Source organism: Parafrankia sp. EUN1f (assembly GCF_000177675.1).
Taxonomy (GTDB): Bacteria; Actinomycetota; Actinomycetes; order Frankiales; family Frankiaceae; genus Parafrankia.
Window position 1 is genome coordinate 1 of sequence record NZ_ADGX01000062.1, and the last position, 14827, is coordinate 14827.

Annotated in this window: 12 protein-coding genes and 1 pseudogene; 6 read left to right on the plus strand and 7 right to left on the minus strand. The window is 71.1% G+C overall.

The annotated features are described in order from the left end of the window. A partial coding sequence (locus FREUN1FDRAFT_RS19290; RefSeq protein ID WP_006541822.1) for a patatin-like protein occupies positions 1-2731 on the minus strand: 2731 nt, incomplete at its 3' end. 203 nt (positions 2732-2934) lie between these two features. Here FREUN1FDRAFT_RS19290 and FREUN1FDRAFT_RS19295 point away from each other — a divergent pair. Together FREUN1FDRAFT_RS19295 and FREUN1FDRAFT_RS19300 are read left to right on the plus strand one after the other, a co-directional pair. Beyond that, positions 2935-4764, plus strand: a complete 1830-nt coding sequence (locus FREUN1FDRAFT_RS19295) for an acyl-CoA dehydrogenase (RefSeq protein ID WP_006541823.1) — start codon at positions 2935-2937, stop codon at positions 4762-4764. A gap of 586 nt (positions 4765-5350) precedes the next feature. Further along, positions 5351-5710: a hypothetical protein gene (locus FREUN1FDRAFT_RS19300; RefSeq protein ID WP_006541824.1), complete on the plus strand. Its 360-nt coding sequence runs from the start codon at positions 5351-5353 to the stop codon at positions 5708-5710. Between the two features lie 38 nt (positions 5711-5748). Here FREUN1FDRAFT_RS19300 and FREUN1FDRAFT_RS19305 read toward each other — a convergent pair whose 3' ends face one another. From FREUN1FDRAFT_RS19305 to FREUN1FDRAFT_RS19320, 5 genes and pseudogenes are all read right to left on the minus strand, one after another. Further along, on the minus strand, positions 5749-5985 hold the full coding sequence (locus tag FREUN1FDRAFT_RS19305) for a hypothetical protein (protein WP_006541825.1): 237 nt from the start codon (positions 5983-5985) through the stop codon (positions 5749-5751). 146 nt (positions 5986-6131) lie between these two features. After that, entirely contained in the window at positions 6132-6887 is a 756-nt protein-coding gene (locus FREUN1FDRAFT_RS46500; protein ID WP_006541826.1) for a 2-oxo acid dehydrogenase subunit E2, read from the minus strand. A gap of 167 nt (positions 6888-7054) precedes the next feature. Further along, positions 7055-7672, minus strand: a pseudogene (locus FREUN1FDRAFT_RS46505) (biotin/lipoyl-containing protein); the annotation flags it as partial. Between the two features lie 12 nt (positions 7673-7684). Next, positions 7685-8632 (minus strand): alpha-ketoacid dehydrogenase subunit beta, encoded by a 948-nt coding sequence (locus FREUN1FDRAFT_RS19315; RefSeq protein WP_050795935.1) that lies wholly within the window; start codon positions 8630-8632, stop codon positions 7685-7687. Positions 8633-8787: 155 nt separating this feature from the next. After that, positions 8788-9867 carry a thiamine pyrophosphate-dependent dehydrogenase E1 component subunit alpha gene (locus FREUN1FDRAFT_RS19320; protein WP_035952372.1) on the minus strand — a complete coding sequence of 360 codons (1080 nt, stop codon included), beginning with the start codon at positions 9865-9867 and terminating at the stop codon, positions 8788-8790. Between the two features lie 108 nt (positions 9868-9975). On the opposite strand from FREUN1FDRAFT_RS19320, the gene FREUN1FDRAFT_RS19325 reads away from it, so the two are divergent. The 3 genes from FREUN1FDRAFT_RS19325 to FREUN1FDRAFT_RS19335 all read left to right on the plus strand — a co-directional run bounded on the left by FREUN1FDRAFT_RS19325 (position 9976) and on the right by FREUN1FDRAFT_RS19335 (position 13513). Further along, positions 9976-10935, plus strand: coding sequence for an LLM class F420-dependent oxidoreductase (locus FREUN1FDRAFT_RS19325; protein WP_006541829.1), 960 nt, complete (start codon positions 9976-9978; stop codon positions 10933-10935). A 70-nt stretch (positions 10936-11005) separates the two neighbouring features. Beyond that, entirely contained in the window at positions 11006-12241 is a 1236-nt protein-coding gene (locus tag FREUN1FDRAFT_RS19330) for a CapA family protein (protein ID WP_006541830.1), read from the plus strand. 303 nt (positions 12242-12544) lie between these two features. Next, a complete protein-coding gene (locus FREUN1FDRAFT_RS19335; RefSeq protein ID WP_006541831.1) occupies positions 12545-13513 on the plus strand; it encodes a hypothetical protein in 969 nt (322 codons plus the stop codon). A 27-nt stretch (positions 13514-13540) separates the two neighbouring features. Here the strand turns inward: FREUN1FDRAFT_RS19335 and FREUN1FDRAFT_RS46510 are convergent, their stop codons facing one another. Further along, on the minus strand, positions 13541-14038 hold the full coding sequence (locus tag FREUN1FDRAFT_RS46510; RefSeq protein ID WP_050795936.1) for a Fur family transcriptional regulator: 498 nt from the start codon (positions 14036-14038) through the stop codon (positions 13541-13543). A gap of 293 nt (positions 14039-14331) precedes the next feature. Here FREUN1FDRAFT_RS46510 and FREUN1FDRAFT_RS19345 point away from each other — a divergent pair, with 293 nt between their 5' ends. Continuing rightward, positions 14332-14754 (plus strand): SCO5389 family protein, encoded by a 423-nt coding sequence (locus FREUN1FDRAFT_RS19345; RefSeq protein ID WP_006541833.1) that lies wholly within the window; start codon positions 14332-14334, stop codon positions 14752-14754. Positions 14755-14827 lie beyond the last annotated feature (73 nt).

Sequence of the window (14827 nt, forward strand, 5' to 3'; positions counted from 1 at the left end):
CGCCGGCGGCACCGGCGGCGCCGGCGGCACCGGCGGCGCCGGCGGCTTTCGTGGGCACCGCATCGAGGAACTCCCGGTTCCGGCCCACCGCCGCGCCCGTCTCCTTGATGTCCGCGCGGACCGCGGCGGCGACGCTCACCAGCTCACCGGCGGCGATCTCGCGCTGGATGCCGGCGGCGACCCACGCCGCGGTCTCCGGCAGGAGGGGCGGTACCGGGGCACCCGGGTCGTCGAGCCAGGCCAGCTCGGCCAGCACCGGCGCGGTCACCGGCGTCGACGCGATCGTCGACAGCACCGCGACGAACCCGGCGAGCCAGCTCTCGCCGGCGGCGGGGTCGCCATCCGCGCGCTCCACCGCCAGGTCGCGTAACCAGACAAGCCGCCGCGGGTCGAGCAGGATGCGGACCAGCCAGGCGGCGCCGTCCAGGCGCCCCCACATCCAGTCGTTCGCGCGCCAGGACGACTTCGCGAACGCTCCGAAGGAGCCGAGCGCGAGCCCGGTGAGCTTGTGATGCGCGTCGGAGCGGGCCGGATCGAGATCGCATCGGATGTCCGAGCTGACCTGGACCAGCTCGACCGGCTGGTCGATGACGTCGGCACCGGTGAGCGTGCGGGTGACGAGGTGGAGGTCGAGCAGCGCGATCGCGGCCCGCTCCCGGTCGGCCGGGAGGTACCCGATGAAGTCCCGCAGCCCCTGGGCGGCTCGCTGACGTCGGGCTGCCAGGCTCAGGCCGGTCCTGCGGCCGCGTGGCGGTGGTGGCGCGAGCAGCGCGGCCGACACCAGCCGGCCGCCGGCCCCCGCGGTCCTCGGCCGGTCGCCCGGAGCGCCGCCGCCGTCGCCGTCGCCGTCGCCGTCGGTGTTGCTGTTGCTGTTGCTGTTGCCGTCGTCGTTGCCGGAGCGGGCCACGATCCGGTCCAGCAGACCGCGCAGGCTTTCGGCGAGCGAGCTCAGCGTGCTCCAGGCGAGGGTCAGATCGGTTCTGCTGGTCTGCGCGTCGCCGGCGCCGCGCAGCCAGCGCCTGGCAGCCTCGGCGACAACCGCGTCCGATGACGCCCCGGCGAGGTCGCGCAGGGTGTGGCGGACCACCGTGAACGCGCCCCTGTTCGCCGGCGTCGACGGAAGAGGGAGCAGCTGGGCTCCGGCCTGTTCCCGCGGCGCGACGACGGCGCCGTGCACTCCCCGGGCGATGGCGCTCAGCGCCCGGCGTTCGTCCGGATCCGTCGTCAGGACGTAGCCCTCGTTGATCATGGAGATCAGCGTGCCCTTGACGGCGTCCACCGCGGGGCGGCCCAGCCGCCACAGCTCGCCGAGGTCGCGCGCCCCCGGCAGTCGGTCGGGAAACTCCCCCGTCGCCGCGTTGACGGCCGCCAGCCGGAGCTCGGCGCGTCCGCGCGCGTCGGCGAGCCGCCGGGCCGCGTCGGAGGGTATGGCCTCGGGCGGGGTCGGGGCCGTGAGCGAGTCGATGACAATCCGGTCGAACGTGTCGAGGACGAGGTCCGCCGCGCGGTCGGCGATCTGCGCCCGGTAGGTGGTGTAGACGTCCTGGTCGGCGAGTCGTGGCCCGCCGGCCGGGGCGAGCCGGGCGAGCCGGCGCCGGCTTGTCCGCAGCCCCCGCACCGCCTCGTTGTGCGCCCTGATGCGGCGCAGATCCGTCGAGATGGACTGGTTCAGCGCCGCGCTCAGCGCGCCGAGCAGGGTGTCGACGGCAGACGGGGGCGATCGGTCGGCCGGTTCGTCGGCCGCGTCGGCCGCGTTGGCCGCGTCGGCCGGTGGGTTCGGCGCCGGCACCACATATGTGAGGACGCGGCGGACCTGCCGCCCCCGCGTGGGCCGGTCGAAGATCTCCTGCAGCGCCGGCCCGAGCGGGCGGTTCACGAGGATGCCGCCGTCCGAGCCGTGGAAGTCGCCGGCCGCGTTCACGTGATCGGCCATGTCGGGATGAGCGCTGTCCGGCGAGTTCCGGACCGGGATGTAGGCCGGTTCGAAGGCACCGGGGAAGGCCGCGCTGGCCCGGGCCGCAAGCGCGAGGCGGGCCGCGCCCTCGGGATCGGCGAGGTCGTCCTCCCCGAAGACGAACAGGCCACGGTGGTCGCGGTCGCGGACGAGACCGCCGAGATCGTCCGGCCAGCGGCTGGTCTCGCCGCGCAGGATCGTGGTGGTGATGAACACCGAGGTCGGCCGGATCGGTCGCGCCGAGTGGGCCCGTGGTCCGTGGTTCGAGACCGGCGTGCTGGCCCCCGGGTGCGGGTCGAGGCTCTGCAGCGCGCTGCGCAGCGCCGGCAGCATGACCTCGTCGCCGCGCAGCAGGGACGGGAAGCTGTGTGCGTCGGGCCGCCGCATCAGCTCACGCAGCGAGCCGAGCTGGATCCACAGGTCGCGTAGCGGGCCGAGGTCGGTGTCCTGCACGTTCGCGTAGCCCAGCAGTGCCACGTTGATGCCACCCGCCGAGGCGCCGGCCAGGACGTCCACCGAGACCTCGAGGTCGAGGGCCGCCAGCAGGGCGGCCCAGCGGGTGGCGACCGCCGTGTCGGTGGCGGACCAGCCACGGGCGCCGGCCACGGCCGGGTCATCCTGGTGGGCCCGTGCGGCGGTGAGGAGATTGATCTCGCGCGCGACACCACCCATCCACACGGCCAGGCTCGCCCCGCCGGTCATCACGACCGCGAGCCGGATCTCCTGCGTGGTCCCTTCGTCGAACTCGTCCGTGTGCTCTGCGTCGCCCCCCGTCATGGTCGCAAGAGTAGACGTACCGGAAATGGGTGACACGGTGGCTTTCGCGGTTCTGCGGCCGACTGCGGGCCCCCTGGCTGTTTCGTCCTGGGATCTTCTTCCCGTGATGGTTACTCGCGGGTAGCATGGGCATCACCTACCAGCGAGTAACTGCGTCCGCGCCGCTCAGGATCAGGCGGTGAGGTCGAGGGGAGGAACCGTCCATGGGTCACTACCGGAGCAACCTTCGGGACATCGAGTTCAACCTGTTCGAGGTGTTCGGCGTGGACCGGGCGCTCGGGACCGGGCCCTTCGCGGAGATGGACCGCGACACCGCCCACGAGGTCCTGGCCGAGATGGAGCGGGTCGCCTCCGGCCCGATCGCGGAGTCGTTCGCGGCCGCCGACCGGCACCCGCCGGTGCTGGACGCCGCCACCGGCGAGATCACCCTGCCCGAGTCGTTCCGCAAGTCCTACCAGGCGATCCTCGACGGCGAGTGGTTCCGGCTGTTCCTCCCGCCGCACCTTGGTGGCATGGGCGCTCCGCCCACCATCGCCTGGGCGGCCTCCGAGCTGATCCTCGGCGCGAACCCGGCCGTGTTCATGTACATGGCCGGCCCGACCTTCGCCGCGATCCTGGAGAGCATCGGCACCGAGTGGCAGAAGAAGTTCGCGCGGTGGGCGATCGAGCGGCACTGGGGCGCGACCATGGTGCTGACCGAGCCGGACGCCGGCTCCGACGTCGGCGCCGGGCGGGCGAAGGCCATCGCGCAGCCGGACGGGACCTGGCACATCGAGGGTGTGAAGCGATTCATCACCAGCGGTGACTGGGACGTCCCGGAGAACATCTTCCACCTGGTGCTCGCCCGCCCCGAGGGGCACGGCCCCGGCACCAAGGGCCTGTCGATGTTCCTGGTCCCCAAGTACATGCCCGACCCGGAGACCGGTGAGCTCGGCGCCCGCAACGGCGCCTACGTCACCAACCTCGAGAAGAAGATGGGCCTGAAGGTCTCCGCCACCTGCGAGCTGCGCTTCGGTGAGCGGGAGCCGGCCGTCGGCTGGCTCGTCGGCGACGTGCACGAAGGCATCGCCCAGATGTTCCGGGTCATCGAGTACGCCCGGATGATGGTCGGGACGAAGGCCATCGCCACCCTGTCCACCGGCTACCTCAACGCGCTGGACTTCGCCCGCGAGCGGGTGCAGGGCGCGGACCTGCCCCGGTCGACGGACAAGAGCGCGCCGCGCGTCACGATCATCAATCACCCGGACGTCCGCCGGATGCTCATGCTGCAGAAGGCCTACGCCGAGGGCATGCGCTCCCTGGTCCTGTTCACCGCGACGTTCCAGGACGCGGTGGCGCTCGCCGCGGCCCGCGGCGAGGCGGACGAGGCCGCTGAGCGGATGAACGACCTGCTGCTCCCGATCGTCAAGGGAGTCGGCTCGGAGCGCTCCTACGAGCTGCTGGCGACCTCGCTGCAGGTGTTCGGCGGCTCCGGCTACCTGCAGGACTACCCGATCGAGCAGTACATCCGGGATGCGAAGATCGACACCCTGTACGAGGGGACGACTTCCATTCAGGGCCAGGACCTGTTCTTCCGCAAGATCGTCCGGGATCAGGGTCATGCGCTGACCTCGCTGTTCGGCCAGATCCAGGAGTTCGCGAAGGGCGAGACGGGCAACGGCGCGCTGCGCTCCGAGCGGGAGGTGCTCGGTGCGTCGCTCGAGGACGTCCAGGCGATGGTGGCGGCGCTGGTCGGCTTCCTCACCGCGGGCGCCGAGGATCCGGCCCAGGTCTACCGGGTCGGCCTGAACACCACCCGGCTGCTGATGAGCCTGGGTGACCTGATCATCGGATGGCTGCTGCTGCGCGGAGCGGAGGCCGCTCTGGCCGGCCTGGCGGGCTCGCCGTCCGAGCGGGACCGTGCCTTCTACGAGGGCAAGGTCGCGTCGGCCCGCTGGTTCGCGGCGAACATCCTGCCCGAGCTGCGCGTCCGGCGGACGGTGCTGGAGAGCACCGACCTCGGGCTGATGGAACTGGCCGAAGAGGCCTTCTGATCCGCTTCCGCCTGATCCGCTTTCGCTGGTTCGTCTGATCGCTGATCCGCCCGTGGTGGCCGCCTGGCCTGGTAGCCGCCGCGGGCGGATCTTCTTGTCCTCGAAGCCGGTGGCCAGGATCCAGCGGATCCAGGGCCACCGGCATTGGCCTGGCGGTCCGCGTCCACTCGGCGCATGGCGGCCCACCGGGATCCCGTACCGTTGCGCCGCGCCGGCAGTTCATCTCAAGAGGAACAAAACGGGCGCAGAGCCACTTGACATTCCGCAAGGGTTGAGGATTTTGGTTGGCGGAACGACCACGACCCTCAACTCTTGCCCGGCAGCAGCCACAGCCCGAAGCTCGGGATTTTGCTCCACGCTCGCTGGCGACCAAAATCCTCAAGGCTGCCTGGTAGCGGTGGCTCCGCCCACGGATGGCATCGTGGCCGAGCAAGTCGCCCCGCGCCCCGCGTGCCCCCGCCCGGGGATTCTGGTGATCGCTGTGTGCTCGGAGTGGGGCCTGGTGGTTGCCACCGGTGGCGGCGGGAATGTGGACAGATATGCGAAACGTGCGGCTATGGTGGCCGTTCCGGGGTAGACGGGCCCCATGGGCATCCCGCTGAGTCTTCTTCTTTTCGCCTTCGGAGCCGTGCTTGCGTTCGCCGTGAACGCGGATCCGTCCGGTCTCGACCTGACCACTGTCGGCGTGATCTTTATGATCGTCAGCTGTGTGGGGCTGGCTGTCACGCTCTACCGTGACCAGTGGCGCCGCCGCCTCGTGGAGGAATCCATCGATCACGGGGTGCCGCCGCCGGTCAGCCTCGACGACACCGTTCTGGTGGATCCGACCATGCGGGTCGAGGCGCCGCCGCACCAGGACCCGATCCATCCTGGGGCTGGCGCCACGGTCGCGGCCGGCGACGAGGCCGCCGCCGCGCGCGGGGACCGGTTTCGGCCCCTGCGCTGAGGGCCCCGCCGCCGCGGGTGGCTCAGGTGGTGCGCAGCTCAGGTGGTGCGCAGCGGCGGGAAGGCCTGGTCGAGCTCGTTGCGCATGTCCCGCTTGAGAATGTCGTCAGCTTCGGAGGACGACTGCCCCTCCAGCAGGAACCGGGCCACTCGCAGCGTCAGGTCCACCCGCTCGGCCAGGTTGAGCGCCCCGTTGAACCGGCCGCTGGTGCTGGCGGAGGTCAGTACCTTCGCGACGAACTCGTCGGCGGCCTGCAGAGCCTCCACGCGCGTCATGCGTTCACCTCTTCGTGGCGGAAGTCGAGCCGGATGCCGGGTGTGAGGCGCAACCGTACCAGGAGGGATACCTGTCTCCGTTGTGCACCCCTATGTGTCCGTTGTTCCCGAGGGGGTGTATGAGGCGATGCGCGAAGTTCAGGCCCTCAGCTCCAGGCTAGAGCGACCACGGGATCGGCGAGCATCGCTCCGACATCCGCCAGCACGGCCGACCCGAGCTCGCCGTCCACCACCCGGTGGTCGAAGGTGAGCGCGAGCTGCGCCACCGTGCGTACGGCCAGCTCGCCGCGGTGCACCCAGGGTGTGGGCCTGATCGCGCCAAGCGCGAGGATCGCGGCCTCACCCGGGTTGAGAACCGGCGTGCCGGTGTCCACACCGAAGACGCCGATGTTGGTGATGGTGATGGTGCCGCCCGAGAGGTCGGCCGGGCGCAGCCGGTCCGCCCGGGCGGCCTCGGTGAGCGACTGCAGGGCAAGGGCCAGCCCGGCGAGGTCCAACGACCCGGCATCGGGGATGTTCGGGACCACCAGACCGCGCGGCCCGGCGACCGCGATGCCGAGGTTGATCTCCGACCGCACCCGGATCTCCGCGTCCTCGCCGGCCGCCCCGTCAACCCAGGTCGCGTTGATGAGCGGGTGGCGCCGGACGGCCGTGATCAGGGCCTTCGCCACGAGCAGCAGCGGGGTGACCCGCACGCCGGCGAAGTCGGGCAGGGCTGTGATGCGCTCCCTCGCCGCCACGGCCTCCGTGACGTCGACGCTGAGGAACTCGGTGGCGTGCGGCGCGGTGAACACGCTGGCGGCCATTGCCCGTGCCATGGTGCGTCGGATCCCGGTGACCGGGATCCGCCAGGCACCGGTGGCCGGGTCGAAGCTGGCGTCGTCCGGGATCGCTCCCGGCACGCGTCGTGTGGTCTCTTTGTGTCCGTTCGGCGCCGGGGTCGCGGCGGGTACCGGGGGTGCCGGGGGGCCGCGGAGGCGAGGCCGACCTCGGCAGCCGCTGTGCCCCGCGCCGCCGCCGATTCGACGTCCGCCCTGCTGATCGAACCCGCGGGGCCGGTGCCGATGAGGAGGGAGAGGTCCACACCCAGATCACGGGCGAGCTTGCGCACGGGTGGTTTCGCGGCCGCCCGGCCCGAGCGCGCCGGCGATGCGGCTGCCGCAGGCGCGGCTGCCGCTGACGCTGCGGGTGCGCCGCCGTTCGCGGACTCGTCGCGCTGGCGACGCCGACGGCGGCGCTCCGGCTCGGAGCTGCGCGGACCATAGCCGACCAGCATCGGGGTGCGGCCCGTGGCCATCGACGGTCGGCCTGCGGCGCCGCCTGGCCCGCCGCTGCCTGGCCCGGCGCTGGCCGGCGCGGTGGTGGCGTCCCCGGCCTCCCCGGAGCGGGACTCCGGCAGGGATGCCGCCGGTGGCCCGGCCGACGCCCCGGTCGACGGCTCGTCGCCCGGGGCGTCGATGGTCAGCAGCGGTGCGCCGACGGCGAGCTCGCGGCCGGCCTCGCAGTGCCGCTCGACCAGCACACCGGCGAACGGGGAGGGGATCTCGACGACTGCCTTCGCCGTCTCGACCTCGACCAGGGGCTGGTTGACGGTCACGGCCTCACCGACGTCGACCAGCCAGCGGACGATCTCCGCCTCGGTGAGGCCCTCGCCGAGGTCGGGAAGACGAAACTGTCGATGTGGCACCGGCGATCTCCCTCAGTAACCGAACGTCCGGTCCACGGCATCGAGGATGCGGTCGACGTCGGGCAGGTAGTGGTCCTCCAGCCGGGCGGGAGGATAGGGGGTGTCGAACCCGGTCACCCGCAGCACCGGTGATTCCAGGTGGTAGAAGGCTTGTTCGGTGACCCGGGCCGCGATCTCGGACGAGAGTGACACGTTGGACGGCGCCTCGTGCACCGCCACCAGCCGCCCGGTGCGACGGGTCGACTCGACCACCGGGTCGAGGTCGAGCGGTGACAGCGAGCGGAGATCGATGACCTCCAGCGAGCGGCCGTCCTCCTCGGTGGCTACGTCGGCGGCGTCCAGGCAGGTGCGGACCATCGGCCCGTAGGCGACCAGGGTGGCGTCCTGCCCGGACCGGACCACACGGGAGGTACCCAGATCGGTGCGCAGATCTGCCGGAAGGTCGGCCAGCGGTGTGGTGTCGACCTCGCCCTTCTCCCAGTACCGGCGCTTGGGCTCCAGGAAGATCACCGGATCGTCCGAGGCCACCGCCTGTTGGATCATGAGATGGGCGTCCGCCGGGCTGGAGCAGGTGACGACCCGCAGCCCGGCAGTGTGGCAGAAGTAGGCCTCAGGTGACTCGCTGTGATGCTCGACCGCGCCGATGCCGCCGCCGTAGGGGATGCGGATCGTGACCGGCAGCCTGATCCGGCCGCCCGAGCGGTAGTGCAGCTTCGCGAGCTGGCTGACGATCTGGTCGAAGGCCGGGTATACGAACCCGTCGAACTGGATCTCGCAGACGGGGCGGAAACCGCGCATCGCCAGCCCGATCGCCGTGCCGACGATGGCCGACTCCGCCAGCGGCGTGTCGATCACCCGCTCCTCACCGAAGAGCTCCTGCAGCCCGTCGGTGATCCGGAAGACGCCGCCCAGCTTGCCGACATCCTCCCCCATGATCACGGTCTTCGGGTCGGCCTTCATGGCCTCCAGCAGACCGGTGTTCAGGGCCTTCGCCAGGGTCAGCGTGCGGCGGACGCTGGCGCTGGCCGTGGGCGCCACAGGGGGAGGCTCCTGGGGACTGTCGTCAGCGCGGTCGGTGTGACCGTCGTCCGAGGTCCGCATGGTCAGGTCGGTCGTCAAAGCAGCGCTCCCCGAAGACTCACGAACGCGGCGCGCTCGGCGGCAACCAGATTGTTCTCCTCCACCTGCACGTGATCGAAAAGGGCGTCGCCGGGGGGATCGGGCAGCGCGAGGCACCGAGCCCGCAGGTCGGCGGCGGTGGAGTCCGCCTCCGCGGCGATGCTCGCCTCCAGCTCGTCGGTCAGGACGCCCCTGGCGCGCAGATGCGTCCGCAGCCGGTCGATGGGGTCGCGTCGACGCCAGGTGGAGAGCTCGTCCGCCGGCCGGTAGCGGGACGGGTCGTCGGCGGTGGTGTGCGGATTGATCCGGTAGGTCAGTGCCTCGACCAGCACCGGACCGGCTCCCGACCGGGCCTGGCGCAGGGCCCACCGGGTGACGGCCAGGGTGGCGAGCACATCGTTGCCGTCCACCCGCACGCTCGGAAAGCCGAAACCGCGGGCGCGCTGGTAGATCGGCACCCGGCTCTGCCGCCGGTACGGCTCGGAGATCGCCCACTGGTTGTTCTGACAGAAGAAGACCAACGGCGCGCCGAACACGCTCGCCCAGCCGAAGGCCTCGTTCACGTCGCCCTCGCTGGACGCACCGTCACCGAAGTAGGAGATGACCGCGCCCTCGCCGCCGTCGCGGGCGACACCCATCGCATACCCGGTGGCATGCAGCGTCTGCGAGCCGACGACGATCGCGTAGAGCGCGAAGCCGTGCTCGGCCGGATCCCAGGCGCCGAGCGAGGTGCCCCGGAACAGCCCGAACAGCTTGAGCGGGTCGACGCCCCGGCACCAGGCGACGCCGTGTTCCCGATAGGACGGGAAGGCCATGTCGGCGGGTTCCAGGGCTCGCCCGGAGCCGACCTGGGCGGCCTCCTGGCCGCGCAGGCTCGCCCACAGTGAGAGCTCGCCCTGACGCTGCAGGGCCGTTCCCTCGTCGTCGAGGCGACGCACCACGGTCATGTCCCGCAGGAGGCCGACCAGGTCATCGTCGGTCACCTCGGCGACGAACGCCTGGTACTCAGCCTCGGGACCGGATCCCGAGGTGGTACGCCGGCCGTCCGGGGTGAGCAGCTGCACCAGCTCCGTCACAACGGCAAACGATAGCCCTCGTTCGGGCGGTGGCAACCCGGCGCGGCGCCGTGGGCGTACCGGCCGGTCGCTACGAGTGACCGCGGATGGCCTCGATACGGTGACCGCGTGAGTGACCACGCGAGCGCCGCCTCCGCCCCCACCCCCGTCTCCGCCGCTGCCCGGCCGCCGGTCGAGGCGAGGCTCGGCAAGGTCGGCGTCTGGAGCGGCCAGTTCGACTTCTCGCCGGCCGGCACCGTCCGCGAGGCCGTCGCGGAGCTGGACGACCTGGGCTACTCCACGCTGTGGACGGGTGAGGTCAAGGGCCGCGAGGTGCTGGTGACCGCCGGCCTCATGCTCGCCGCGACGCGCCGGATGACGATCGCGACCGGGATCGCGCAGATCCTCGCCCGCAACCCGCTGACGATGACCGCCGGGCAGCTCGCCCTCGCCGAGGCCCACCCGGGGCGGTTCCTGCTCGGGCTCGGTGTCTCGCACGCGGAGTTGATGAGCATCCGCGGCGCGACCTACTCCAAGCCGCTCGGCCAGATGCGGGCCTACCTCGACGAGATGGACCGGATGGCGTCCGAGCAGTACCGGGCGGTTCCGCCGGAGGGCACCCAGCCGCGGGTGCTGGCAGCGCTCGGCCCGAAGATGCTGGAGCTCGCCCGGGACCGCGCGGACGGCGCGCACACCTACTTCGTGCCGCCGGAGCACACGGCAGCGGCCCGGGCCGTCCTCGGGCCCGGCAAGCTGCTGGTGCCGGAGCAGGCGTTCGTCCTGCACCCGGATGCGACCGAGGCGCGGGAGCTGGCCCGCCGCCACACCGGGTCCTACCTGCGCCTGCCGAACTACACCAACAACCTGCGCCGCTACGGCTTCTCCGACGAAGATTTCGCCGATGGCGGATCAGACCGCCTGGTGGACACGATCGTTCCCTGGGGGGACGTCGACGTCCTGCTCGGGCGAGTCAAGGAGCATCTGGACGCCGGCGCCGACCAGGTGGCCGTCCAGGTGCTCGACTTCGACCGCCGCGGGCTGCCGCGCCGGCAGTGGCGCGAGCTGGCCCCGGCGCTGCTGTCGCTTTAGCCGGCGGCAGCCGGCTCCCCAGGTAGTGTGGCTTCCGCTCGGGAATTCTCGTGGGGCGGGAGTCACGAAGATGGTCGGTGGTCGGGGGCGCGACCGACCCAGACCGATCTCCGGTCGTGGTCGACGATTCAGGGAAAGCTGGGGTGTGCCCCTCCTGGGCGGCTCCGTTCTCGCCGCCGTCACCTGCGTGGTCCTGGCCACCTTTGGCATGCTGGGCGCGGGCGACGGCAATAGATCCTCGGTCGCCGGTGATGGCTCGGTGCGGGCCGGCGCGGTGATCCCGCCGGTCAGCCTGCCGGCCACCCCCGAATCATCCAGGCCGGCCGAGCCGGCCGCGGCCGGAAACGGCCCGCGGCAGCCCACCGGAAATCCGGTGCGTATCGCCTTCGGTGGCGATGTGCATTTCGAGGGGTCGTCGCGGCAGCGACTCACGCAGAATCCGGAAACAGCGATCGGCCCGATGGCCCAGAATCTCGCCGGTGCCGATCTCGCCATGGTCAATCTGGAGACGGCGGTGACGACGGGCGGCACACCGGCGGTCAAGACCTACGTCTTCCGGGCGCCGCCGACGGCGTTCACCGCGTTGCGTGGCGCCGGTATCGACGTCGTGAACATGGCCAACAACCACGGCATGGACTACGGGCAGGACGGCCTCGCGGACACGCTGCGCAGCGCCGGCGAGGCGCGCTTTCCGACCGTCGGGATCGGGACCGACGACACGTCGGCCTACGCCCCGTACCTGACCACGGTGAACGGCCAGCGAATCGCGATCTTCGGCGCCACCCAGGTTCTGGACGACGAGCTCGCCACGGCGTGGACGGCTGGTCCCGGCAAGCCTGGCCTCGCCTCGGCGAAGAACGTCGAACGCCTCGCCGCGGCCATCCGCGCGGTTCGGCCCACCGTCGACACCCTGATTGTCTATCTGCACTGGGGAACGGAGCGGGAGACCTGCCCCAACCAGGCCCAGCGCAGCCTGGTCGCCCCGCTCGTCGCGGCCGGCGCGGACGCGCTGATCGGCGGGCACGCGCATGTCCTGCAGGGCGCGGGGTGGAGCGGCGATGGTGCCTACGTCGCGTACGGCCTCGGTAACTTCGTTTTCTATGCGTCGGGAACCGGGCCGAACACCGAGACCGGGGTACTCGAACTGACGTTCCGGGGCCGCGCGGTGACCGCGGCGAACTGGGTGCCCGGCCGGATTGTCGACGGGGCGCCGAGGCAGCTGACCGGAACCGCCGGTACCCAGGCCCTCGACAAGTGGAACAGCCTGCGCGGCTGCGCCGGGCTCACGGGCACCGCACCCTGGTGATCCCCCACCGCCCATTGGGGTAATTCTCCGCTCCTGGACGACCGGCTTTCACGCGCCCTCCGGTAACTTGGCCGGCGGGAAGCCATGAAATGTGCTGGATGTTGAGCCTTTTCCGTCGTCGGCTCGGAACCGTGACCTTCCTGGTCGTGGGCCGTGAGAGGGAAAAGGCTCATTGTTTCTCCGCCGTTTCATCTGTTTCCGCCGAAGGTCCGCTCCACGGATATCTGCGAACTTCCTCGCAGATATCCGCCGGCTGTCGGCCGCAGGTTTCCCGCGCCCAGTCCAGGTAGATACGGGAGCGTCGTGTCGCGAACCGCGCAGCAGCAAAGGCACCGTCACCATCACCGCCGCCGGGCGACCGGCCCGCGCCGGAGATTCCTGGCCGTACTCGTTCTTCTCGCCGGCAGCGGCCTGCTGACCCTGGGGGGATCCACCCCCGCATGGGCGGCGGACACCACCCAGTACGCCGGCGACACCACCCGGGGCCTGGGCGTCGCCGTCCCCTTCGAGGGGCTCACGGACCAGAACGGAAACCCGGTGCCGATCTCCGGCGCCGTCGGGGTCGACCTGGTTCTCGGCTCGACCCAGCAGCCCTACCTGCCCTGCCAGAACTACAACCGGGCCACCGGCACCGGCGACACCTATGTCAACGCCTGTCAGGAGCGCGGCAGCTACGCGACCTACACGCGGTTCGCGACCGGCCAGGGCCTCATGTTCCCGCACGGCTACTTCATGGGTGACAGCCAGCCCGACCTCGTCCGCGGCGGCACGCTCAACACCAGCTGGGGCAGTCGCACGGCGGGCCTTTCCTTCGAGTTCTACCCGCAGCTCGACCGGGACCCGGAGTTCGTCCACTCGCGGTTCTACATCGACGCCTTCGGTCACCATGCAAACGGCTGGACCTATTCGGCCTGGGTTGGCCGCATCAAACTGGCAACCCTGAACGATCCGGGTACGGCCCGTGTCGGTGGGCGGCTTACGGACGGCGGCCATGCGCTGGCGAAGGACCGGGTCAAGTTTCTTATCTTCGGCGGTAACGCCGAGTCCTCGAACGGCTATCCGATCTCGTCGTTCGCCGTATTCACGAGCTCCGGCGCGTCAACCTGGGACAGTGGCGCCATGTACGCCGGCCCGCAGCGCATAACGGTTACCGACACCGCGACGAACCGTGAGTGCGTCATCGATCTCAAGGGAATCAGCGGGCGCAACAACACCCTCGATCTCGACCTGTCCCAGCCGGGATTCGGCGCCTCGGGCGCCGTCTGCCACTGACCTCACCGACCTGACCGCGGGCCGGGCTCACAGCGTTTCGGTGGGCCCGGCCGCGGTGCATTCCGCGCAGGTTCCGTAGATCTCGACGGTGTGCACGACCTCGGTGAAACCCTCCGCGCTCGCCACCGACGACGTCCAGGCCTCGATCTCGGGGCCGGCGATCTCCACGGTGTGACCGCAGTGCCGGCAGACCAGGTGATGGTGGTGCGCTTCGGTGGTGCAGCGCCGGTACACCGTCTCCCCGTCGTCCCGGCGCAGGACGTCCACCTCGCCGCGCTCGGCGAGCACCTGCAGATGCCGGTAGACCGTTGTCAGGCCGACGGACTGGCCCGACAGGCGCAGGCGGGCATGCAGGTCCTGCGCGCTGGTGAAGGCATTCGTCGCCGCGAGCGCGGAGGACACGGCGTCACCCTGCCGGGTCGCCCGGACGGAGGCGCGCCCCTGGGCGGTGCGCCTGCCCGCGGAGCCCCCGGGCGCACCGGAGCCGGATCCGTTCGCGCGCTGCTCTGACGTGCGCGGCTCCAGCGCGCCCTGGTCGGACGCCGCTGACGCGCGGCCTGAGCCGCTGGTGTCGTCTGTGCCGCTCGTGCCGCTCGTGCCGCTCGTGTCGCTCGTGTCGCCTGTGGCGCCCACCCGGTCGCCTTCCACCTTCGCCACGACATCCACTCTCTCATCTACCCGGCTCGGCTGGAGTGCGCGTGAACCGCCCGGTCACGGCCGAGCGCGTGACATTGACAACGGTTTTCATTTTGTGCGACCGTGGGTGACGTCCTCGGCGCGATCAGTCGCCGTTCCGTGCGTCTCACCGGAGGTTCCAGATGTCGTTGACCGTCACGCCCGAGCTTGTCGAGGCCGCGAACGCGGACCAGCTGACGGACGAGGAGTTCCTCGCCTGCGTGCGGGCCTCCCTTCCCTACGCGTACGAGCTGGTCGAGACGCTGGCCGCGGCGTTGTCGGCGCAGGGGCCCGCGCAGGTCCCCACGCAGGCTCCCGCCCGCGTGTTCGTCGACAACCAGGTACCGCCGCCGGACGATGCCGCGAGTGGGCAGCTGCTGCGGGCCATGGCGAGTACGTCCATCCGCACAGCGCTGGAGCGGCACTTCGGGGTGGCGTTGGCGTTCCAGAACTGTCACCGGGTTGCCGTCTTCCCGCCGAATGCGGTCGGTAGCCCGCAGCACCAGGCGTTTGTCTCCTCCCGTGCCCAGGTGCTCAACCAGCGCCCGGAGTTCGTCAACTGCTGAGACCAGCCCTCCGCTGATGGTGCCGCGTCGCCCTACGTCACTGGTTGGCGATTTGTGTAGAGCTGACCGTTAC